Origin of the sequence: Arminella tubonensis (assembly GCF_003240585.1) — a bacterium.
In the GTDB taxonomy this organism is placed as follows: domain Bacteria; phylum Pseudomonadota; class Alphaproteobacteria; order Rhizobiales; family Rhizobiaceae; genus Rhizobium; species Rhizobium tubonense.
In genome coordinates this window covers 42,194-63,276 of sequence record NZ_PCDP01000051.1, presented here as the reverse complement: position 1 = coordinate 63,276, position 21,083 = coordinate 42,194, and the positions used below count along the sequence as shown (strand labels likewise).

The 21,083-nt window shown below is 59.8% G+C and carries 22 protein-coding genes and 1 tRNA gene; 11 read left to right on the top strand and 12 right to left on the bottom strand.

The genetic code is table 11. The annotated features are described in order from the left end of the window. Positions 1 to 144 precede the first annotated feature (144 nt). Positions 145 to 1,233, bottom strand: a complete 1,089-nt coding sequence (locus CPY51_RS23715) for a DUF475 domain-containing protein (RefSeq protein ID WP_420820732.1) — start codon at positions 1,231 to 1,233, stop codon at positions 145 to 147. Positions 1,234 to 1,633: 400 nt separating this feature from the next. On the opposite strand from CPY51_RS23715, the gene CPY51_RS23710 reads away from it, so the two are divergent. Further along, positions 1,634 to 1,879 carry a hypothetical protein gene (locus tag CPY51_RS23710; RefSeq protein ID WP_111162688.1) on the top strand — a complete coding sequence of 82 codons (246 nt, stop codon included), beginning with the start codon at positions 1,634 to 1,636 and terminating at the stop codon, positions 1,877 to 1,879. 15 nt (positions 1,880 to 1,894) lie between these two features. Here the strand turns inward: CPY51_RS23710 and CPY51_RS23705 are convergent, their stop codons facing one another. Continuing rightward, complete coding sequence (locus CPY51_RS23705; protein ID WP_111162687.1) at positions 1,895 to 2,206, bottom strand: hypothetical protein; 312 nt, start codon at positions 2,204 to 2,206, stop codon at positions 1,895 to 1,897. A 374-nt stretch (positions 2,207 to 2,580) separates the two neighbouring features. Here CPY51_RS23705 and CPY51_RS23700 point away from each other — a divergent pair, with 374 nt between their 5' ends. After that, on the top strand, positions 2,581 to 2,829 hold the full coding sequence (locus CPY51_RS23700; RefSeq protein ID WP_146260164.1) for a hypothetical protein: 249 nt from the start codon (positions 2,581 to 2,583) through the stop codon (positions 2,827 to 2,829). Positions 2,830 to 2,858: 29 nt separating this feature from the next. Here CPY51_RS23700 and CPY51_RS23695 read toward each other — a convergent pair whose 3' ends face one another. From CPY51_RS23695 to cpdR1, 7 genes are all read right to left on the bottom strand, one after another. Next, positions 2,859 to 3,713, bottom strand: a complete 855-nt coding sequence (locus CPY51_RS23695; protein WP_111162685.1) for a transglutaminase-like domain-containing protein — start codon at positions 3,711 to 3,713, stop codon at positions 2,859 to 2,861. A gap of 192 nt (positions 3,714 to 3,905) precedes the next feature. Beyond that, on the bottom strand, positions 3,906 to 4,376 hold the full coding sequence (locus CPY51_RS23690) for a hypothetical protein (protein WP_111162684.1): 471 nt from the start codon (positions 4,374 to 4,376) through the stop codon (positions 3,906 to 3,908). A gap of 204 nt (positions 4,377 to 4,580) precedes the next feature. Next, a complete protein-coding gene (locus CPY51_RS23685) occupies positions 4,581 to 4,811 on the bottom strand; it encodes a hypothetical protein (RefSeq protein ID WP_111162683.1) in 231 nt (76 codons plus the stop codon). Between the two features lie 134 nt (positions 4,812 to 4,945). Beyond that, positions 4,946 to 5,161: a hypothetical protein gene (locus CPY51_RS23680; RefSeq protein WP_111162682.1), complete on the bottom strand. Its 216-nt coding sequence runs from the start codon at positions 5,159 to 5,161 to the stop codon at positions 4,946 to 4,948. Positions 5,162 to 5,170: 9 nt separating this feature from the next. Further along, complete coding sequence (locus tag CPY51_RS23675) at positions 5,171 to 5,413, bottom strand: hypothetical protein (protein ID WP_111162681.1); 243 nt, start codon at positions 5,411 to 5,413, stop codon at positions 5,171 to 5,173. Positions 5,414 to 5,585: 172 nt separating this feature from the next. Beyond that, positions 5,586 to 5,660 (bottom strand) — tRNA-Val (locus tag CPY51_RS23670). An 83-nt stretch (positions 5,661 to 5,743) separates the two neighbouring features. Continuing rightward, positions 5,744 to 6,106, bottom strand: a complete 363-nt coding sequence (gene cpdR1 / locus CPY51_RS23665) for a response regulator CpdR1 (protein WP_111162680.1) — start codon at positions 6,104 to 6,106, stop codon at positions 5,744 to 5,746. A gap of 171 nt (positions 6,107 to 6,277) precedes the next feature. On the opposite strand from cpdR1, the gene CPY51_RS23660 reads away from it, so the two are divergent. Beyond that, the gene (locus tag CPY51_RS23660) at positions 6,278 to 7,177 is read left to right on the top strand and encodes an N-formylglutamate amidohydrolase (RefSeq protein ID WP_420820731.1); all 900 of its coding nucleotides are present in this window, start codon (positions 6,278 to 6,280) and stop codon (positions 7,175 to 7,177) included. Positions 7,178 to 7,433: 256 nt separating this feature from the next. Next, positions 7,434 to 8,207 (top strand): histidinol-phosphatase, encoded by a 774-nt coding sequence (hisN, locus tag CPY51_RS23655; RefSeq protein ID WP_111162679.1) that lies wholly within the window; start codon positions 7,434 to 7,436, stop codon positions 8,205 to 8,207. 18 nt (positions 8,208 to 8,225) lie between these two features. Here hisN and CPY51_RS23650 read toward each other — a convergent pair whose 3' ends face one another. Next, entirely contained in the window at positions 8,226 to 9,200 is a 975-nt protein-coding gene (locus CPY51_RS23650) for an alpha/beta fold hydrolase (protein WP_111162697.1), read from the bottom strand. Positions 9,201 to 9,600: 400 nt separating this feature from the next. Here CPY51_RS23650 and CPY51_RS23645 point away from each other — a divergent pair, with 400 nt between their 5' ends. Continuing rightward, positions 9,601 to 10,065 carry an Hsp20 family protein gene (locus tag CPY51_RS23645; protein WP_111162678.1) on the top strand — a complete coding sequence of 155 codons (465 nt, stop codon included), beginning with the start codon at positions 9,601 to 9,603 and terminating at the stop codon, positions 10,063 to 10,065. A gap of 75 nt (positions 10,066 to 10,140) precedes the next feature. Here CPY51_RS23645 and CPY51_RS23640 read toward each other — a convergent pair whose 3' ends face one another. After that, entirely contained in the window at positions 10,141 to 11,172 is a 1,032-nt protein-coding gene (locus tag CPY51_RS23640) for a bile acid:sodium symporter family protein (protein ID WP_111162677.1), read from the bottom strand. A 91-nt stretch (positions 11,173 to 11,263) separates the two neighbouring features. Between CPY51_RS23640 and CPY51_RS23635 the strand changes: the two genes are divergently transcribed. Both CPY51_RS23635 and CPY51_RS23630 read left to right on the top strand, forming a co-directional pair. Beyond that, complete coding sequence (locus CPY51_RS23635) at positions 11,264 to 12,121, top strand: LysR family transcriptional regulator (RefSeq protein ID WP_111162676.1); 858 nt, start codon at positions 11,264 to 11,266, stop codon at positions 12,119 to 12,121. A gap of 31 nt (positions 12,122 to 12,152) precedes the next feature. After that, entirely contained in the window at positions 12,153 to 12,353 is a 201-nt protein-coding gene (locus tag CPY51_RS23630; protein ID WP_111162675.1) for a hypothetical protein, read from the top strand. Between the two features lie 198 nt (positions 12,354 to 12,551). Here the strand turns inward: CPY51_RS23630 and CPY51_RS23625 are convergent, their stop codons facing one another. Beyond that, positions 12,552 to 13,601 carry a threonine aldolase family protein gene (locus tag CPY51_RS23625; RefSeq protein WP_111162674.1) on the bottom strand — a complete coding sequence of 350 codons (1,050 nt, stop codon included), beginning with the start codon at positions 13,599 to 13,601 and terminating at the stop codon, positions 12,552 to 12,554. Positions 13,602 to 14,125: 524 nt separating this feature from the next. On the opposite strand from CPY51_RS23625, the gene gltB reads away from it, so the two are divergent. From gltB to CPY51_RS23605, 4 genes are read left to right on the top strand one after another with little or no spacing between them, the layout of a single operon-like run. Further along, positions 14,126 to 18,850: a glutamate synthase large subunit gene (gltB, locus tag CPY51_RS23620; RefSeq protein ID WP_111162673.1), complete on the top strand. Its 4,725-nt coding sequence runs from the start codon at positions 14,126 to 14,128 to the stop codon at positions 18,848 to 18,850. Between the two features lie 60 nt (positions 18,851 to 18,910). After that, entirely contained in the window at positions 18,911 to 19,183 is a 273-nt protein-coding gene (locus CPY51_RS23615) for an antitoxin (protein ID WP_111162672.1), read from the top strand. Next, entirely contained in the window at positions 19,180 to 19,578 is a 399-nt protein-coding gene (locus tag CPY51_RS23610; RefSeq protein WP_244598768.1) for a type II toxin-antitoxin system VapC family toxin, read from the top strand. The genes CPY51_RS23615 and CPY51_RS23610 overlap by 4 nt, the downstream gene beginning before the upstream one ends. 33 nt (positions 19,579 to 19,611) lie before the next feature. Further along, the gene (locus CPY51_RS23605; RefSeq protein ID WP_111162671.1) at positions 19,612 to 21,066 is read left to right on the top strand and encodes a glutamate synthase subunit beta; all 1,455 of its coding nucleotides are present in this window, start codon (positions 19,612 to 19,614) and stop codon (positions 21,064 to 21,066) included. Positions 21,067 to 21,083: the final 17 nt, after the last annotated feature.

Below are 21,083 nucleotides of genomic sequence, written 5' to 3'. Positions count from 1 at the left end.
CGATCCTCTTTATCGGTTTCAAGCCCAAGACGGACATTCCCTTGCCGCCGGAACCTCCGGCGGCGCTTCCTTATGCATATTCATGAGCAATAGACCACGAAAATAAAGAAGTTGGAAAGCGTCATGGTAAAAAGCAGGCTTCATTCAGGATTCGCCCACACGTATCTTTTCGTCGCGCGGCGTCACTTGTTCGCGCTTGTTGTACCGGATCGAAGACCATAGCGAGATGCCGATGAGAGCCGCGCCGCCAAGGCCGGTGACGACTTCCGGTATATGCATCAAGGTCTGGACATACATGATCACAGACAGGATCAGGATGGCGTAGAACGCTCCGTGCTCGAGATAGCGGTAATGCGCAAGCGTTGCGTTTTCCACCAGCATGATGGTCATCGATCGAACGTACATGGCACCGATGCCGAGCCCGATTGCAATGATGAACAGGTTCTGGGTGAGGGCGAAGGCGCCGATGACGCCATCGAAGGAGAAGCTCGCATCGAGCACCTCGAGATAGATGAAGGCGCCAAGTCCGCCTCTCGCCGCTTCGCTTAGAGCTTTCTGCGAGGCATCGAGGAGGCCGCCGACGACCTCCACCAGCAGGAAGGTCAGCAGGCCGTAGATCGCCGAATAGATGAACGTCGTCGCTTCTTCCCCGCCCAGCAGCGACGAAAAGATTAACACGAGGATCAATACGAGCGAGATTTCGACGCCCTTGATGGTCGCAAAGTGCGACATCGCCTTCTCGAGGAAGACGATCCAGTGGATGTCCTTCTCATGGTTGAAGAAGTATGTCAGTCCGACCATCATCAGGAAGGTGCCGCCGAAGGCCGCGATCGGCAGATGGGCGCTTTGCATGATGCGGGCGTAGGCTTCCGGCTGCGTTGCCGCCAGCTGCAGCGCTTCCAGCGGCCCGATACGGGCCGCGACCGCGACGATGGCTAGCGGGAAGATAATACGCATGCCGAACACGGCAACCACGATACCCCAGGTCAGGAAGCGCTTCTGCCAGATCGGGGTCATCGCCTTGAGCTTGTTGGCGTTGACGATAGCGTTGTCGAAGGAGAGCGAAATCTCAAGGACGGCGAGGACCGCACAGATGAAGAACGCCGTGGCCATGCCGGCCATCGTGCCGGTCATGTTCCAGCCGACCCAGCCGCCAAGCGCGAGCCCGAGAAGCGTGACGATCAGGGCCCATTTGAAATAGCCGAGTGTGGGTTTGTGGGGAGCGCGCCGCATCATCGCAGCACCGCATTGAGGAGTTTGTGGTCGGGAGATCTGGACGCAAGGCAGCGTCCCATGCCGAAGACGGCATGCGGGCAAGGCATGGTCATGTTTTTCATCGAAAGAAGTCCGCCGGCTCATCTGCAGGCGGTACCGACATCACGAGAGCGCCGTAAAAACTCTCGCCAGAGGGGCCCGGCACCAAGTTCATTCCGCAGCCGATGTCAGAAGGGCATTGGAATATCTCCATTAGTTAGCGATCTTCCGGCCCGCGTCAAGGCTCTGGAGGAATGTGTCCGTTTGCCGAGCAATATGATCCGTCGCCTCCGTCTTCCGATTTTGTGGAACCAATGGAAACGGGAGGCGTTGTTGTTCGATGCGGGCAATGCTTTGCCTAGCCACCGAGGAGATCGTCATGACGCCACCTCCAAGCAGACAAGTCGAGAAGAAACCAGCCACGCCTGCCGGCAAGCAATTCCGGGCTCGCCCTAATTCGGCAAGGCCAATTCAAGTCATGCCGCCGCATAATGTCGAGCTGACCCTGCCGCCCACCGTCTATGATGACATTCACGTGCCTGCGCATGTGAGCGGCGCCGATCTATCCCACGAGGCGCCTGCCGATGCTGACGCCAAGGCGAAAGCCCGGCGCACCTCTCGCTAGCGCCGGCTTCAAGGCTCAGATCAGGCGCTCGCCAGAAAATAGCTTTGCCAGCAACAGACCCGTCAGCAAAACGCCCGCGGCGCTGGCGATGGTGTCAGGCAGGGAGCCAAGAAAAAACGGCCCGACATCGATAAAGAGCAGATAGGCGACGAGCAGGTTCAGCCAGCCCCAGACCACATTCAAGGCAGGCGAGCTGACGTTGCCGCCGTGCGCCCGGACGAAAGGTGTGCGGAATGGCTTTCCGGACACTCCGCTGACGAAATGCGGAATGCCGTTGGCAAGGAAAACGCCGCCGAAGAAATGGGCGATATAGACAAGTATTGGCATTGATATCTCCTCGCAATGATCGAAGTCGCGACTGCGGGGTAGCATTTCTCAGCACTTCGTCAAGCCGTGGACGGATATACCCTCCAGCGATGAAATATCTCCACGTATCCAGTGAAAAACACCGGCTGACGTGCCGAGTCTCATCTGCCGATATCTCGATAATATTCAAAGTATAGTTTCGGTCGTTGAGTCTACTCTGATCGATATGGTGGCGAACTAATCCTTATGGCTGATAGGCGTTTAGTTCAATTGCAACAAACGTCTATGCGAAGCCAAGGGCTACTTCGATAAATCTCAGATTCACTACTTGATGGATGGAACCAACAGGCGCCCAATACATTAATGAGCAGCGGTTTTTACTGCTGGAGGTGAACATGCCCAAGCGAATGGTAATGAGAGGTTTGGCAGCTGCCGTGCTCTTATGCGCTGCAGCGGTTCCCGTGATGGCGGCGCTGGAAGGCCACATCAACTATGCGCCGCAGCAGATGGCGCAGGCAGATATTACGGGCTCGATCGACACGTCAGTGCCTGATTGCGGCCCTGCCTATATGCCGACGCTCGTTCACGAGCGTGATGGCAGTATCATCGGTATGGTTTACGTGCTCGACGGCGACAATTGTTGATCGCGTCATATCTCGCGCGCTGGCTCTACTCACTGTGGGGCGATCGGCCGCTCGTCGGGAAATGATGCGGGACTTGGCATATCAGTGACGTCGTAGGTCCAGACCCTGAACGATTTCAGCACGTGCGGACCGAATGAATGGATGAGTGGAACGTCGGCTGCATCGCGACCGCGGGCAACGACGATGCGACCGATGCGCGGAATGTTGTTGCGCGGATCGAAAGTCATCCAGCGCCCTCCGATATAGACTTCGATCCAGGCGCTGAAATCCATCGGGTCGAGAATCGGGACGCCGATGTCGCCGAGATAGCCGTTGATATAGCGCGCTGGAATGTTCATGCAGCGGATCAGCGCTATTGCAAGGTGCGCATAGTCGCGGCAGACGCCGATGCGCTCCTGATAGGCCTCGAAGGCGGTGCGTGTCGAGCGGGCGTTGTGGTAGCCGAAGGTGATGTGTTGATTGACGAAGTTGCAGATCGCCTGGACGCGGTTCCAGCCGGGATCAAGTTCACCGAACATGTCCCAGGCAATCTGGCTCAGCCTGTCGGTTTCGCAGTAGCGACTTCCCAGCAAATAGACGAGGCACTCGTCCGGCAGCTCGGCGATGGCTATCTCTCCGGCGCTCCAGTCGATCGGATCGACAAGGCCGCTGTCTTCGACGGTGCCGTCTCCCCAGATCGAGAAATCGCCTGACGGCGCTACGAAGCGGCGGCAGGTATTTCCGAATAGATCGCTGTAGGTTGTGGTCGGGACGGTGGGGTTTGTCACCACCTGCTCGGGGGAGCGAATATCCGCATCGCGGTCGTTGCGGATTTCGAGGAGACATACCATCGGCGTTGGCTGCGTGCATGTAACTGTTATGTCGTAGCCATAGCGAATGAGCATCCAGTCGTTCCTTGGCGCCGTTGGCTCAGGGATGACCGGGCGCAGCGATCATCTGGGGACCGTCCACCACGCCCCGGCTTTCTGCAGCAGAAGTCTCCGCAAACATGTGAGCCGGGCGCAATGTTTGCACCACAGTAACAGCAAGCCTGGAACATGCACGATGTTTCCACGGGCCGACTGGAGATCGCCCGATTATTTCGGCTGAGGAGGTTTGCCGTTGGTGCGGAAGCTACCGGTGAATGACGAGCCCTTGGTCTCGGCGGTGCATTCGACGACGGTCGGCTTGCCGGCGTAGGGGTTGCCGAATGTGCAGAAGCCGGCAGCTTTGACTTGGCCAGTCATCTTGGCTCCGACACCGGAGGAGACGATGGCGATCGGCATGCGGGCGTTTCCGTTCGAGGCAGGCTTGATTGCGGTTCCGTCACCTTCGAAACCAAGCATTTTTCCATTGGCAGAGAAAATAAAGGTAACGGCTCCCTCGGCCGTCGTCACGCTTGCCAGTTGGCCCTTGCAGTTCTTCGAGTCGTCAAGCTTGCCGACGACCAGCTTCGCGCATTTTCCATTCAGGACGGCAATGCCGGGCGCACCTGGAAAATTCTGCGCCATTGCGCTCGATGCAAGGATGGCAAAGCTTATTCCAAGGGTGAAGGTTGCGAATCGCATGGGCTGGCTCCTAATTTTCTGCGGCAAGGTCGTCGATGAACAACCTGCCGTCAATCTTTGCCGGCCGAAAGCGAGCGTCGACCGGGATTTCCTACCCACGGCGAAACTCCGCCTCAGGTCGGCGCGTTGCAAGACGCATATTTCCGTCAAGTTTGGCGGATTTGCGGAGCGCTAGCGTTTAAACGCCGTGGGCTCCGCCAGCGCTCAATCGGGAACGAGCGTGCCAATCAGTTCAAGCAGGGCATTCTGCCGGTTGCCGCCGCCGGCCAGGAACTCGTAAAGTGTCATCTTCTTTTCGCTGCCGCCGTCGACCAGATAGTCGAATTCGCGAATAACGAACACTTCGCCGGTCTCGGTGTCCTTGGCGAGATAAAACCAGTACTCGTCGCCCTGGGGCTTCTTGTTCTTGTAGAACTGTCTCTTGGCAATGGTCATCTCGTCCTCCCGTACGATTGTTACCGTAGCGTGACAGCCCGTTTCGAAGTGTCAAGTGTGCTTGCGCTGATCATCAGTCCTTCGCCGGGACGGAGAGGTCTGCCTCGGATAGGCGAAAGGCACTGGAAAGCTGCCTAGCCGCCGGCGCCACCTGAGGCGTCGTCCATGAATTCGGGATATTGCACCGTCTCCGATATATCGCCTTCGTCGGACGATACGGACCCCCTGAGATAACCGTGACCGCTCAGCCAGTCGCCGACGATACGACGAATCGCTTCGTCGCGGTCAACCTGCGCCGTGCCGATGAACGCTGCGAGCGCCGTTTCAATGTCGTCCGGGAATGTCTTCACTATTCTCTCTCATTCGAATTCAGGGATATCGCCACACTGGAAGAGGATGATCGTCGGGCCCTCCTCGCCGATGCCGGGTTGTCCCTCACGGCTCCATGCGACGACGCCGTCGTGATCATTGATAAGTGTCTGGGCCTGATAGATGGCCGCCGCCTCGCTCTGCATCCGTCGCGGTTCGGAGGCGGAAATGAGTTCGCCTTTCTCGTTCCGGTCGAACGCTTCAACCACGATCAGCTTGCGATGTCCGGGCATCGACGTTTTCTCCGGGAGCAGCTCCGACCCAGCGCGGACATGTCGGCGATTGCTGGTCAGGCAACGCGCAACGGGACCCGGAAGTTCCAGCTGGCAGAAGGCGCTCGATCGCTGCCGATGTGGCCGGAATCAGAAAGGGCTCACCGATTTCTCGCTAAGCCCTTGAAAAGGATGGTGGGCGTGACAGGGATTGAACCTGTGACCCCTACGATGTCAACGTAGTGCTCTCCCGCTGAGCTACACGCCCATCCGATGGCGGCGCATAGATCAAAAAACCTTTACGCCGTCAATAGGCTAATTTCGGTTTTGTGAAAGCGCCGCTTGCAGCCCTTATGCGGCAAGGAGCTTGTTGACCTCGTCGACCAGTTCGCGAAGGTGGAAAGGCTTGGACAGGACCTTGGCATCCTTCGGCGCTTTCGAATCGGGATTGAGCGCGACGGCGGCAAAACCGGTGATGAACATGACCTTCAGATCGGGGTCGAGCTCGGTGGCGCGGCGCGCCAGCTCGATGCCGTCCATTTCGGGCATGACGATGTCCGTCAGCAACAGCGAGAACGGTTCCTCGCGCAGCCGGTCGTAGGCGCTCGCTCCGTTGTCGAAGGATGAAACCTTGTAGCCAGCTTTTTCGAGGGCCTTTACCAGGAAGCGACGCATGTCGTTGTCATCTTCGGCAAGTAGAATTTTCTGAGTCATAACCGGACCGTCAATCAAAGTTTTCTCTCGCGGCTCTTTAGCCGTTCACGTTAGGCGTTGCCCGTAAACAAGCGATGAATGTTGGTGTCAACGGCCCGCATTTCAGTAGATGCGCAGTATGGACTTGCGGGCGAGCAACTGGCAACATGGCAACTGCGATAAGTTGTTGACATGGTAAAGACTGAGATGCCTGGGGAAATGCGCACCTTCGAGATATTCGAGATACTGGAGCCCCTTTCGCAGACCATCCCATTCGTCTACAGCTCACCTCATAGCGGTCGTGTTTATCCGCCTGATTTCATTGCTCAATCCAGGCTCGAAGGGGCGGCTATCCGGCGCTCCGAGGACCACTATGTCGATGAGCTTTTTTCGGCGGCGGCCGATCTTGGCGCGCCGCTTCTTTTCGCCAATTTCCCCCGCGCCTATATCGACGTCAATCGCGAGCCCTACGAGCTCGATCCACGCATGTTTGATGGCGCTCTTCCGGCCTATGCCAACATCAATTCGATTCGCGTCGCCGGCGGCTTGGGAACCATCCCGCGCATCGTCGCCGAGAATATGGAAATCTATGCGCGCAGGGTCCCGGTCGAGGACGCGCTGAAGCGGATCGACGAGATTTACAAACCCTATCATGCGGCGCTGCGGGGTCTGATCGCCCGCACTCACGTGAAATTCGGGTTCGGGGTGCTGATCGACTGTCATTCGATGCCAGGCAATATTCGCGTGAGCGGCAGCAATATCCGGCCGGATTTCATCATCGGCGATCGTTACGGAACCAGCGCGTCGACCGACCTTTCGCGCTTTGCCATGCATATTCTCGAGGAGATGGGTTTCACGGCAGTGCGCAACAAGCCCTATGCCGGCGGCTTCATCACCGAGCATTACGGTCGGCCTGCGCGCGGACTGCATGCGCTGCAGATCGAGGTCAACCGTTCGCTCTACATCGATGAAGCGACGCTGCAGAAGCGCCCCGATTTCGACGTCGTTGCCGGGGCCATTACCGCCTTCATGCGGCAGATGGCAGATTATGTCGAGAAATTCGCCGGCGATACGGCGCTTGCGGCCGAATAGGCCAGCGTAATGCCTCCGAGAGGTCACTCCAAAAAAGAACCGCGCTTTTGGCGCGGTTAAGTCTAGGGAGGAAACACCCAAGGAGGGTATTTACAGTCAAAGACTGTATGCCGAATCTAATATTGCGCTGCACAAATGTCAAGCATATTATTGTGCTGCACAATTATTGTGCATTTGGCGCATTTTTGCCTCATCCATTTGCATTCGTTGGGTTTTGAGCTAAGACATCGCCGTCCAGCCATTGATCGGATTGACCATGCTTCCTGACCGTTCCTTCTTCTTCCGCCTTGCCGAAGCGGCCAAGGCAGAGACCCTTCCCCGCTTTCGTTCTGGTCTGGATGTGGTCAACAAGGAAGCCGGCGGGTTCGATCCGGTGACCGAGGGTGATCGCGCCGCCGAGGCAGCGATCCGAGCCCTGATCGAAGAACAGTTTCCCGACCACGGCATTCTCGGCGAGGAATTCGGCAATGTCGGTCTCGATCGCGAGCATGTCTGGGTCATCGATCCGATCGACGGTACGCGCGCCTTCATTTCAGGCGTACCCGTCTGGGGGACCCTCATCGGTCTGCAGACAAAAGGCCGCGCTGTGATGGGGCTGATCGACCAGCCGTTCACCGGCGAGCGCTATTTCGCGGACGGCAAGACATCGACCTACACAGGGCCAGGCGGAGAAAAACGGCTGAAGGTCCGGGATTGCGGCACGCTTGCCAATGCCATTCTCTTCACCACTTCGCCACACCTGTTTGTCGGCGACGAGATGACGAAATACCGCGAAATCGAAAATCAGGTGCGGCTTTTCCGCTATGGCACGGATTGCTATGCCTATGCGCTGCTTGCCGCGGGCCATGTCGACCTCGTGGTCGAGAATGTGCTGAAGCCTTATGACGTCGGCGGCATCATTCCCGTCATAGAACAGGCAGGCGGCATCATCACCACCTGGGACGGCGGCCGGCCCGAACAGGGTGGTTCGATTATCGCTGCCGGCAGCCGCGCGGTGCATGAGCAGGCACTGGCGATCCTGTCGCGCTAGGCGCTGGGCCTGGCCACCTCATATTCCGACGCTGACCACTTCGTTGCTCGCTTCCGCGTCGCTGCCGGGAATGAAGGAGTGGATGGCGGCAAGGGCTGCGGCGCGATAGACGTCCTTTTCCTGAAACAGCTCGTGCTTGGCACCTGGAATGGGGACAAGCTGGGCGGCGCGGAAATAACGCGACAACCGTTCCTGGTTGGCATAGGGCACGACCCCGTCGCGGGTCGGCGCGATGAGGATCGTCGGAATGGCGATCGAGAACAGGTGCTCCGGCTCGGAAACGCGCCTGATCGTCTTGAAGGCTTCCGAGAGCCAGCGCGCGGTGGGCGGCCCGAGGAAAAGCTGCGGAAAAGCGGTGGCGACGTCAGTGTTGCGCTGATAGCGGGCTTCATCCGATGTCAGCGGGTTCTGCTCGAACGGCAGCGCCTTGAATTTCCTGGTGAGTTGCATGGAGCCGAGGCCGACAGCGCAGGCGGTGCCCGCCAGCAGGCGGATCATGCGCGGCGAGGCACCATGGCCGGTGAGGCCGACGAATGGCGCCGACAACACCATGCGCTCGATGCGGCTCGAAAGTCGCGGCGCTGCCGAAAGCGCAATGAGACCGCCGGTCGAATGCCCCAAGAGGTAGAAGGGCAGGCGGGTGTCGGGGAGAACGATCTGGTCGAGAAAGCTGGTCAGATCCCGCTCGTAGTCGGAAAAGCGGCGGACGTGGCCGCGGCTTGCATCCTTGTGCATGCGCGCCGATCCTCCCTGTCCGCGCAGGTCGAAGGTCGCGACCCACAGCCCCTTTGCGGTGAGATCGCGGACTGTCTCGAAATACTTCTCGATGAACTCGTTTCGCCCCTGGAGGATAACCACGGTACCCTTGGCGACCGGCTGTTTGCAGCGGAAGACGACGTAGCGCAACTTGTGCCCATCATGGGTCTCGAAATAGCCTTCGGTCCGGTTATCGGGAACCGGATTATCAGGCGTCGAGAAGAGGATCTGCTCCATGGCGGCTTCTGCCTCGCTGCTGCAATGCTTCTCCAGATCGGGATAGCGCATGAGGGATAGAAATCAAAAGAAAAAAGGGCCGGCGGTGCGGGGATTTTGAGGAGCCCGCAGGGCCGGCCGAGCAATGACTGAAGAAGAAGGGACGATACACTTCAGTCACGGACAGTCATCCATCCGGTGTCCTTATCGATACGGTCTGAAGCCTGAACGCATGCCGAACTGGGCATTCATCCGCCGTTCAGCTGGTTTTCAACACGAAATTAGCAGGGTCTTGAACTCGCTCTCGGCCATTCCCATCTTCATTTCACGGACGCCGAAAGGGTCCGTTGAACCGCCTAGAAGCCGCCAAAACGGGGCTTCGGGGCAACTTAACCGCAATCGTCGCTCACAGGAGGACACCATGCGCCACGTTGACTTTTCCCCCCTTTATCGTTCCACCGTCGGTTTCGACCGTCTCTTCACCATGCTCGACAGCTTGGCCCAGCCGGACCAGGCACAGACTTACCCGCCCTACAATATCGAGCGGACCGGCGAGACCACCTATCGCATCACCATGGCGGTCGCTGGCTTTGACGAGACGGAACTCAGCCTCGAAGCTCATGCCCATGTCCTGACCGTCAAGGGTGAGAAGAGCGAAGAGCCCGCCGAGACCGGCGAATACCTCTATCGCGGCATCGCAAAGCGCGCATTCGAGCGCCGCTTCCAGCTTGCCGATCACGTCGAGGTTCAGGCTGCATCGCTGAAGAATGGCCTGCTGCACATCGACCTGCTGCGCAACATTCCGGAAGCCATGAAGCCCCGCAAGATTGCCATCGCCGCCGAGCCCGTTGAGGCACCGAAGGCAATCGAAGCCCACGTCAACTAATCCCTCCCAGGACTGAAGACTGAAAGAGCGGCGCTCGCAAGGCGCCGCTTTTTTTATGTTCGAAGCTGGGTTGGTTCAGGTGGGGCTGATGGCCTCGGCTTCTTCCTGCAGACGTTCGGCTTCTGCGACGCTGCGGGCTGACGCGCGGTGGGCAGCGTCCGCATATTTCTGCGCGATGACGGCGCAGGCCATGAGTTGAATCTGGTGGAACAGCATAAGCGGCAACACGATCGCGCCAATGCCCTGCCCGGCGAATATGACGCTTGCCATCGGTACGCCGCTGGCGAGGCTCTTCTTCGAGCCGCAGAAGGTGATGGTGATCTCGTCCGCCCGGGAAAAGCCGAGCCAGCGGCTGCCGAACATGGTGATGCAGAGGACCAGCGCCAGCAGAAGCATGTCGGCGACGATGACGGCGGCGATGTCGGCGATCGAGAATGTGTGCCACAAGCCTTCGACGACCGAGGCGCTAAATGCGGAATAGACGACCATCAGGATCGAGCCGCGATCGACCGGCATCAGGATCTTCTTCTTCGAGCGGATCCAGTTTCCTATCCACGGCTGCAGCAATTGGCCGGCAATAAAGGGGGCAAGGAGCTGCAGCATGATCTGCTCCAGCACAGTCCACGAGAATCCGCCACCATGGCCGCCGACGGAAAAGAGCAGGCCGACCAGAAGCGGGGTCAGGAACATGCCGAAGATATTCGATGCCGACGCCGAGCAGATCGCCGCTGGTACGTTGCCGCCGGCAATCGACGTGAACGCGATCGACGACTGCACGGTCGAGGGCAGGACGCAGAGGAAGAGAATTCCGGTATAGAGCGCCTGTGGCAGCACGGTCGGCACCAGGGCGCCCATGGCGAGACCGAGCAGAGGAAAGAGACCGAAGGTCGTCAGAAGGATGGCGAGGTGAAGCCGCCAATGCAGCGCACCTGATATCACCACCTCGCGCGACAGGCGGGCACCGTGCAGGAAAAACAGCAGGCCGATGGCAATGTCGGTCGCTATTCCAAAGTAGCCGGCGGCAGCACCATGCACGGGTAACAAGGATGCCGTCAGAACGGTCAACACGAGCAGAATGGTAAAGGTGTCAGGTAGAAAGCGGCGCATGTTGCCAATCCCGTCGAAAAATTCTCCTTGCTGATTGCCTCATCGCGATCCACGATGCAAGGAATAACAGTTATCATGAAATGGGATTGCCATGCTCGACCTGACCCAGTTGCAGAGTTTCGTCGCTGTCGAACAAATGGGGAGCTTCACGCTGGCGGCCGAGCGGCTGGGCCTGGGGCAATCGACTGTCAGCCAGCATATTCAACGATTGGAAGCCGCGCTGGGGCGGAAGCTTTTGGCGCGGGATACGCACCGCGTGGTTCTGACCGGCGACGGTGAGGCGCTGCTCGGCCATGCCCGAACAATGCTGTCGATCCAGGGGCAGGTGCAGTCGCTCTTTGCCGACAATAGCCTTCGCGGCAGCCTCAGGCTCGGCGTCTCCGAAGACTTCGTCACCAGCCAGCTGCCGGCCGTGCTCGAGGAGTTCGTACGCTCGCATCCCTCCGTCGATCTCGAACTGACGGTGGCGCTCAGCGGCGGGCTTTACGAGATGCAGGACAATGGCGAGCTCGACCTTGTTCTCGCCAAGCGACGGCTCGGCGATGTCAGAGGGCGGTTGGTCTATCGCGAACCCTTGATCTGGCTGGCGCGTGATCCTGAGCGAATCCGGGCTTCAACGGCACCTTTGCCGCTGATCGCGTTTCCTGCGCCGAGCGTTACCCGCGCCGTGGCGCTGGAGGCGCTGCGCCGCCAGCAGGTGCCGTGGCGGATCGTCTGCACCTGTGGCAGCTTGAGCGGTCTAACAGCGGCCGCACGCGCCGGAATGGGCGTGCTGGTTCAGCCGCGCAGCATGGCGCCGTCAGGACTTACCGAGATCGCTCCGGGCTGGCTGCCGCTGCTTGAGGACGTTGAGTTCGTGCTCGTGCCGCGGAAAGGGGCTGATCAGCTGTTGGTCAGCGCATTGTCAGAGGATATTTTGGCGAAGGTCAGGAGTTTACGGGCTGGTTGAAGGAGGCCGGTCGAGAAGAAAGGAGCAATTTATGAACCGTATTTTCGATGAACATCGCGGGCTTGATGATGCCGAGGAAGCCGAAGTCCAAAAGCAGATTGCTTCCGATCCCGATGACGGTGAGGCTACAGACTTAGATCTTGCGCAAGCCAGGCCATTTGCCGAGGCTTTGCCGGAATTGATGGAGAGCATCCAAAGGGCGCGGAGCCACCCCGTTGTCAATGGCGATTGAAAAATCGGGCTGGACGTTAAGCCCTCATCCTGAGGTGCAATTCGCAGAGTTGCCTCGAAGGGCGAGGGCGCTTGCACCGAAATTAGCGGCTTTGTGACAACCACGAACCCCGGGGCCGGGCCTCGTGGTTCGAGGCCCGCTACCTCCGCCTTCGCTTCGGCAGCATCTCACCTCACCATGAGGACCGGGGCTTATCGCCTAAGCCAGACACCCCAGAAACTCCTCCACATCCGCCGCCGTCGTCGCGAAGCTGGTGACCAGCCGGATGAGGCCTTCGTTTTCGCCAACGAGGCTCTGGTTGGATTCCGGAATTGGCCAGTCGTAGAATTTTGCGCCGTTGTCCCGCGCTTTCTCGATGGCCGGTTTTCCGACGACGGCGAAGACTTCGTTGGATGCGGTCGGCCAGGCGAGCTTGGCAGTGGGTGCGCTTTCGATGCCGGCGCGCAGGCGGTCGGCCATATGGTTGGAGTGGCGGGCGAGGTCAAGCCAGAGGTCATTCTCGAAATAACCGTCGAACTGGGCTGCGATAAAGCGCGATTTCGAAAACAGCTGGGCGGCGCGCTTGCGCATGAAGTGCATTTCCTTCGCCTTCTCAGGATCGAAGAAGACGATGGCCTCGGCGCACCAACAACCGTTTTTGGTACCGCCGAAAGAGAGGATATCGACGCCGCGCTTCCAGGTCATTTCGGCAGGGGTCGCATCGAGCGCCACGAGCGCATTGGCGAAGCGGGCGCCGTCCATGTGGAGCGGAAGCGAGCCTTGCTTGCAGATGGCGGCAATCGCGTCGATCTCGGAGAGTGAGTACACCGTGCCGATTTCGGTTGCCTGGGTGATGGTAACCGCGGTGGCGCGGCCGTGGTGCACGGCGTCCTCGGGAAAGCGGGCGACTTTGGCGGCGAGGGCCTTCGGATCGATCTTGCCGCCGGCACCGTCGACAGGCGCCAACCGGGCGGAGTCGCTGAAGAATTCAGGCGCGCCGCATTCGTCCTCGATCACATGCGCTTCCGAATGGCAGAAGGTGATGCCGCCGGGGCGCTGGACGCTGGCGAGGGCGAGCGAATTGGCCGCCGTGCCGGTGGCGACGAAGAAGACCGATACCTCGCGCTCGAAGATTTCGGAAAATCGCGCTTCAACCTTCAGGTCGAGATCGCTCGTGCCATAAGCTGCGGCAAAGCCGCCGGACTCTTTCATCAGACGTTCGGCGATCTTGGGGTGGGCACCGGCCCAGTTGTCGGAAGCAAAGAACATGAAATGTACCGCGCATTGAAAGAGGTGATTTCGGGGTCGGCGAGACAGTACGGAAAAGGCCGACGCGATCAACCTCGATGCGGGCCGACCGCACCTTCAATCTCGCATTACGCAAGCTAGCAACAAAATTATAGCCCTAAAGGAAATTTTCTTTCGCGAAGATAGGGCCAGCGGCAATCTTCCGTCGAAATTTTCATTTGACGCTCTTGCCTAAGCACGCACTTTCTGGCATAGAACTGATGAATTAGGACAGGGTTGCTGTCCTATTTTGGTCTTTGAGGCCGAAGAGGCGCCAAAAATCCTAGCGATGCCGGGATTTCACGTTATAGTTTTCCAGAGCGCGCCCGAGGGCTGCGCGGCGGAGACGACAGCAGGCGCGGAACGCTGACTGACTTGCTTCGCTCAAGCAATGGTCTGCGGCCGGATCTTTAAAATGCAACAGCGTTGTCGCGCGTCGAACCTAATATGGGGTAGACGCGGGACGAGAGGTCGCCCGCGACGCGGGTTTCACTGGAGGGAAGACGATGACGAACAAGACGCCATCCACGATATTGGGTCAGGCCAGCGCGGCGAATGCCGAAGCTATGGCCAACACACCCAAATTCGCGTCAGGTCTTCCGCGCAAACAGGGCCTCTACGACCCGCGCAACGAGCATGATGCCTGCGGCGTCGGCTTTGTCGCGCATATGAAGGGCCAGAAGTCCCATCAGATCGTGCGCGACGGGCTGTTCATCCTTGAGAACCTGACGCATCGCGGCGCCGTCGGCGCCGATCCGCTCATGGGCGATGGCGCCGGTATCCTCGTGCAGATTCCCGACCGGTTTTTCCGCGAGGAAATGGCGAAGCAGGACGTCGTGCTGCCAGCTGTTGGAGAGTATGGCGTCGGCCACTTCTTCCTGCCTCAGGACCCGGCCCTGATCGAACATTTCAAGAAGACCGTTGAGGACGTGATCGCCGAGGAAGGACAGGTTTTCCTGGGTTTCCGCGACGTGCCGGTCGACAATTCCTCGCTGTCGAAGGCTCCCGATATCGCTGCGACCGAGCCTCATCACGTGCAGGTGTTCATCGGCATCGGCCGTGACGCCGACAGCCATGACGAGTTCGAGCGCCGGCTTTTCACGCTGCGCAAGGTGATCTCCAACCGCATCTACGCGGAGTATGAAGGCGAGGAGAGCGGCTTCTATCCGGTCTCGCTTTCCAGCAAGACCATCGTCTACAAGGGCATGTTCCTGGCGTATCAGGTCGGTGCCTACTACAAGGACCTGTCGGACCCACGCTTCGAGTCCGCCGTCTGCCTCGTGCACCAGCGGTTCTCGACCAACACCTTCCCGTCGTGGAAGCTGGCGCATCCTTACCGGATGGTCGCCCACAACGGCGAAATCAACACGCTGCGCGGCAACGTCAACTGGATGGCTGCCCGTCAGGCTTCGGTCTCATCGCCCCTGTTCGGCGACGACATCTCCAAGCTGTGGCCGATCTCCTATGAAGGCCAGTCGGATACGGCCTGCTTCGACAACGCGCTCGAATTCCTCGTGCGCGGCGGCTATTCCATGGCGCATGCCGTCATGATGCTGATCCCTGAGGCCTGGGCCGGCAACCAGTCGATGGCGCCTGACCGCAAGGCGTTCTACGAATATCACGCTGCGCTGATGGAGCCGTGGGACGGTCCAGCAGCTGTGGCCTTCACCGATGGCAAGCAGATCGGCGCGACGTTGGACCGCAACGGCCTGCGTCCGGCCCGCTATCTCGTCACCAACGACGACCGCGTCATCATGGCGTCGGAAGCCGGCGTGCTGCCCGTGCCTGAAGAGAGCATCATCCAGAAGTGGCGCCTGCAGCCGGGCAAGATGCTTCTGATCGACATGGAAAAGGGCCGCATCGTTTCCGACGACGAGGTGAAGTCGGAGCTTGCCACCAAGCATCCCTACCGCAAGTGGCTCGACCGCACGCAGCTCATTCTAGAAGAGCTGAAGCCCGTAGAGCCGCGGGCGTTGCGTCGTGACGTGTCGCTGCTCGATCGGCAGCAGGCGTTCGGCTATACGCTAGAGGACACCAAGATACTGATGTCGCCGATGGCGACGACGGGCCAGGAAGCGATCGGCTCGATGGGGACGGATACGCCGATCTCGGCGATGTCCAGCAAGTCGAAGCTGCTCTACACCTATTTCAAGCAGAACTTTGCGCAGGTGACGAACCCGCCGATCGATCCGATCCGCGAGGAGCTTGTCATGAGCCTTGTCTCGTTCATCGGCCCGCGGCCGAACCTGCTCGACCATGAGGGCGCTGCCAAGGCCAAGCGCCTCGAAGTCCGTCAGCCGATCCTTACCAATGGCGATCTCGAAAAGATCCGCTCGATCGGCCACACGGAAGATCGTTTCGACACCAAGACGCTCGACTTCACCTATGACGTGGAGCGTGGGGCCGAAGGCATGCCCGAGATGCTCGATCGTCTGTGCGAGCGCGCGGAGGCAGCGGTCAAGGGCGGCTACAACATCATCGTGCTCTCGGATCGCCAGATGGGGCCGGACCGCATTGCGATCCCGGCGCTGCTGGCGACGGCTGCCGTGCACCATCATTTGATCCGCAAGGGGCTTAGGACCTCGGTCGGCCTTGTCGTCGAGACCGGCGAGCCGCGCGAAGTTCATCATTTCTGCCTGTTGGCCGGCTATGGTGCCGAGGCGATCAACCCCTATCTCGCCTTCGATACGCTGCTCGACATGCATGCGAAGGGCGAATTTCCGAAGGAAGTCGACGCCTACGAAATCGTTTCGCGCTATATCAAGGCTGTCGGCAAGGGCATCCTCAAGGTGATGTCGAAGATGGGGATCTCGACCTACCAGTCCTATTGCGGCGGGCAGATCTTCGATGCCATCGGGCTGCAGTCCGAGCTGGTCGACAAGTATTTCTTCGGCACGGCGACGATGATCGAAGGCGTCGGCCTTGACGCGATCGCCAGGGAAACCGTCGCGCGTCACAGCTCGGCATTCGGCAAGGATCCTATCCTTGCGACCACGCTCGATATCGGCGGCGAATATGCCTACCGTATGCGCGGCGAGGCCCATGCGTGGACGCCGGATGCCATCGCTTCCCTGCAGCATGCCGTGCGCGGCAATGCCGAGGATCGCTACCGCGAGTTCGCGGAAATGGTGAACCAGTCGGACCTCAGGATGAACACCATCCGCGGCCTGTTCACGATCAAGGGTGCCGAAGCGGTTGGCCGCAAGCCGATCTCGATCGACGAAGTCGAACCGGCCGTCGACATCGTCAAGCGTTTCTCGACGGGCGCCATGTCGTTCGGCTCGATCTCGAGAGAGGCGCATACGACGCTCGCCATCGCCATGAACCGCATCGGCGGAAAGTCGAACACCGGCGAGGGCGGCGAGGAATCCGACCGTTACTTTCCGCTGCGCGATGGCTCGGCCAACCCGGAACGCTCGGCGATCAAGCAGATCGCCTCCGGTCGCTTCGGCGTCACTGCCGAATATCTCGTCAATGCCGATATGCTGCAGATCAAGGTGGCGCAGGGTGCCAAGCCCGGCGAGGGTGGCCAGTTGCCTGGCCACAAGGTCGATGCGACTGTCGCCAAGACCCGGCATTCGACCCCTGGCGTCGGCCTGATTTCACCGCCGCCACACCATGACATCTACTCGATCGAAGATCTGGCGCAGCTGATCTACGACCTGAAGAACGTCAATCCGGAAGCCGATGTATCGGTCAAGCTGGTCTCGGAAGTCGGCGTCGGCACGGTTGCCGCCGGCGTTGCGAAGGCGCGCGCCGACCACATCACAATCTCCGGCTTCGACGGCGGCACCGGTGCATCGCCGCTGACCTCGCTGAAGCATGCCGGCAGCCCCTGGGAAATCGGTCTCGCCGAGACCCAGCAGACGCTGGTCCTCAACGGCTTGCGCTCGCGGGTAGCACTCCAGGTCGACGGCGGCCTGAAGACCGGGCGCGACGTTATCATCGGCGCGATGCTTGGTGCGGACGAGTTCGGTTTCGCGACGGCTCCGCTGATCGCGGCTGGCTGCATCATGATGCGCAAGTGCCATCTCAACACCTGTCCGGTGGGCGTCGCGACGCAGGACCCGGTCCTTCGCAAGCGCTTCAAGGGTGCTCCGGAGCATGTCATCAACTACTTCTTCTTCGTTGCTGAAGAGGTTCGCGAGATCCTCGCCTCCCTCGGGGTGGCGAAGCTCGATGACATCATCGGTGCGTCCGAATTGCTTGAGAAGAACGAGATGCTTTCGCACTGGAAGGCGAACGGGCTTGATTTCTCGCGCATCTTCCACAAGGTCGAGGCGCCGAAGGAGGCTACCTACTGGACTTCGCGGCAGAAGCATCCGATCGACGACATCCTCGACCGCAAGCTGATCGAGCAGGCAATGCCGGCTTTGACATCCAAGATGCCGGTTGCCTTCGAGGTCGGCATCAAAAACGTCGACCGTTCGGCCGGCGCGATGCTGTCGGGCGAAGTTGCCAAGCGCTATCGTCACAAGGGCTTGAAGGACGATACGATCAGCGTGACGCTACGGGGCACGGCCGGGCAGTCGTTCGGCGCGTTCCTAGCCCGGGGCATCACCTTCAAGCTGATCGGCGACGGCAACGACTATGTCGGCAAGGGCCTTTCCGGCGGCCGGATCATCGTTCGTCCGCCTGAGAACTCGCGCATTCTTGCCGAGGAGTCGATCATCGTCGGCAACACCGTGCTCTATGGCGCTACCGAGGGCGAATGCTATTTCCGTGGGATCGCGGGAGAGCGCTTCGCTGTTCGCAACTCCGGTGCCATCGCGGTCGTCGAAGGCGTGGGCGATCATGGTTGCGAATACATGACCGGTGGCGTCGTCGTCGTGCTCGGCGAGACGGGACGGAACTTCGCGGCGGGGATGTCCGGTGGCGTGGCCTACGTTCTTGACGAGACCGGCGATTTTGCCAAGCGCTGCAACATGGCAATGGTCGAGCTGGAACCGGTTCCGGAAGAAGACGACATGCTGGAAAAGCTGCATCATCACGGCGGCGACCTCATGCACAAGGGACGCGTCGACGTCTCCGGCGACATGACGCGCCACGACGAGGAGCGGCTATACCAGCTAATCTCGAACCACTTCCACTACACCGGCTCGACGCGCGCCGAGGCTATCCTCGCCGCCTGGACCGAGTACCGCCCCAAGTTCCGCAAGGTCATGCCGGTCGAATACCGTCGTGCACTGGAGGAGATGGAGCGCAGCCGAATGGGCGTGGCGGCGGAATGATTTTGCTGGGTGCCATCGCTGTGATATGCTGACGGCATATGGCAGCGATGGAGGTTGGCAATGAACGAGCATGTAAAGGGTTCGCAAGAGAGCGGTGACGTGACCGTCAGCGTTTTCAAGAATGGTCGCAGTCGTGCAGTCCGTATACCAAAGGAGTTTGAGCTCGAAGGCAACAAGGCTGTGCTCGTTCGGCAGCCGGATGGATCAATCCTGATGAGGACCGCGGTCACGGCTGGATTGATTGATTATCTGAAGCGGGCCGAAGCGTGGGATGGAGACGATTTCGTGACCGGTGACGACGATGTCGGCCCGTTGCGGGAGATCGATCTGTGACAAGCTTCATGCTCGACACGAATATTGTTTCGGCGATGGTGCGCGATCCGCATGGCAAAGTGCTCGAGAGATTGATCGAGGTAGGCGAGGAGAACGTCTTTATCAGTATCATTACCCACGGGGAGATCTGGTACGGCGTCAAGAAGAACGGGTCGGAAGCTTTGTCGAAAAAGGTTTCGGCGGTCACGCGGCGGCTCTATGTGGCTCCGCTCCATATGCCGAGCGATCAGCGTTACGGTGAGGTGCGATTGGCGCTGAGACAGGGGAAGAACATTGGTCAGAACGACCTTTGGATTGCGGCGCATGCGCTCGCGCTGGACGCCGTTCTGGTGACGGATAACGAAAGAGAATTCTCCCGCGTGCCGGGATTGAAGGTAGAAAACTGGCTGCTCTGAGAGGCGGTCATGAGGGCAAGGGAAGACAGCAGTATGGGTAAGGTTACAGGTTTTCTGGAAATTGACCGGCAGGTCGGCAAGTATCAGCCGGCGTCTGATCGTATCCGTCATTTCCGCGAATTCACGATCCCGATGTCGGACCCGGAAGTGCAGAAACAGGCCGCGCGCTGCATGGACTGTGGCATCCCCTATTGCCATGGCCCGACCGGTTGCCCGGTGCATAACCAGATCCCGGACTGGAACGACCTCGTCTACAACAACAACTGGGAAGAGGCGATCCGCAACCTGCATTCGACCAACAATTTCCCGGAGTTCACGGGCCGCGTCTGCCCCGCGCCGTGCGAGGAAGCGTGCACGCTGAACCTTGAGGATGCGCCCGTCGCCATCAAGACGGTCGAACAGGCGATTGCCGACAAGGCCTACGAGCTGGGCTTTATCCGGCCCGAGCCGGCGACAATACACACCGGCAAAAAGGTCGCAGTCATCGGTTCTGGTCCGGCTGGCCTTGCCGCCGCCCAGCAGCTTGGCCGTGCTGGCCATGAGGTCCATCTCTATGAGCGCGAATCGAAGGCAGGCGGGTTGCTGCGCTACGGCATTCCGGACTTCAAGATGGAGAAGAACTTCATCGACCGCCGCGTCGAGCAGATGAAGGGCGAAGGTGTCACCTTCCATTGCGGCGTCAATGTCGGCGTGGATATGCCGATCGAGCAACTGCTCGCCGAACACGATGCAGTGCTTTATTGCGGCGGCTCGGAAACGCCGCGCGAGGCGGGAATTCCCGGCATCGACCTCTTTGGTGTCCATGACGCGATGCCATACCTGGTGCAGCAGAACCGCCGGATCGGCCGCGAAAACATCGATAGCGTCGGCTGGCCTTCGGATCCGATCATCGCCGGCGGCAAGCATGTCGTCGTCGTCGGCGGTGGCGATACAGCTTCGGACTGCGTTGGCACAGCCTTCCGCCAGGGTGCGGTCAAGGTTACGCAGCTGGACATTCGTCCTCAGCCGCCGGAAAAGGAAGACAAGCTCGCCGTCTGGCCGTTCTGGGCAACCAAGATGCGTACCTCGTCCTCGCAGGCAGAAGGCGCCGTGCGCGAGTTTCAGGTTGCGACGCTTGAATTCGTCGGTGAAGACGGTGTGTTGACCGGGGTGAAGTGCTGTGAAGTCGACGAGCGCCGGCGCCCTGTCGCCGGCACCGAATTCGTCATCCGTGCCGATCTCGCCTTCATCGCCATCGGCTTCCGCGGTCCGTTTGCAGACAGTGTTCTGAAGGAACTCGAAGGCAAATTGACCGTCAACACCGACAAGCGTGGCTCGACCAACGTCGTCGCCAACGACAAGGACTACAAGACCTCGGTCGACAAGCTCTGGACCGCCGGCGACGTTCGCCGCGGCCAGTCGCTGGTGGTCTGGGCGATCCGCGAAGGCCGCCAGGCGGCCCGTGCCATAGATGAAGCGTTGATGGGTTCGACTGTGCTGCCTGCGTAGTTGTTGAAACGCATTCA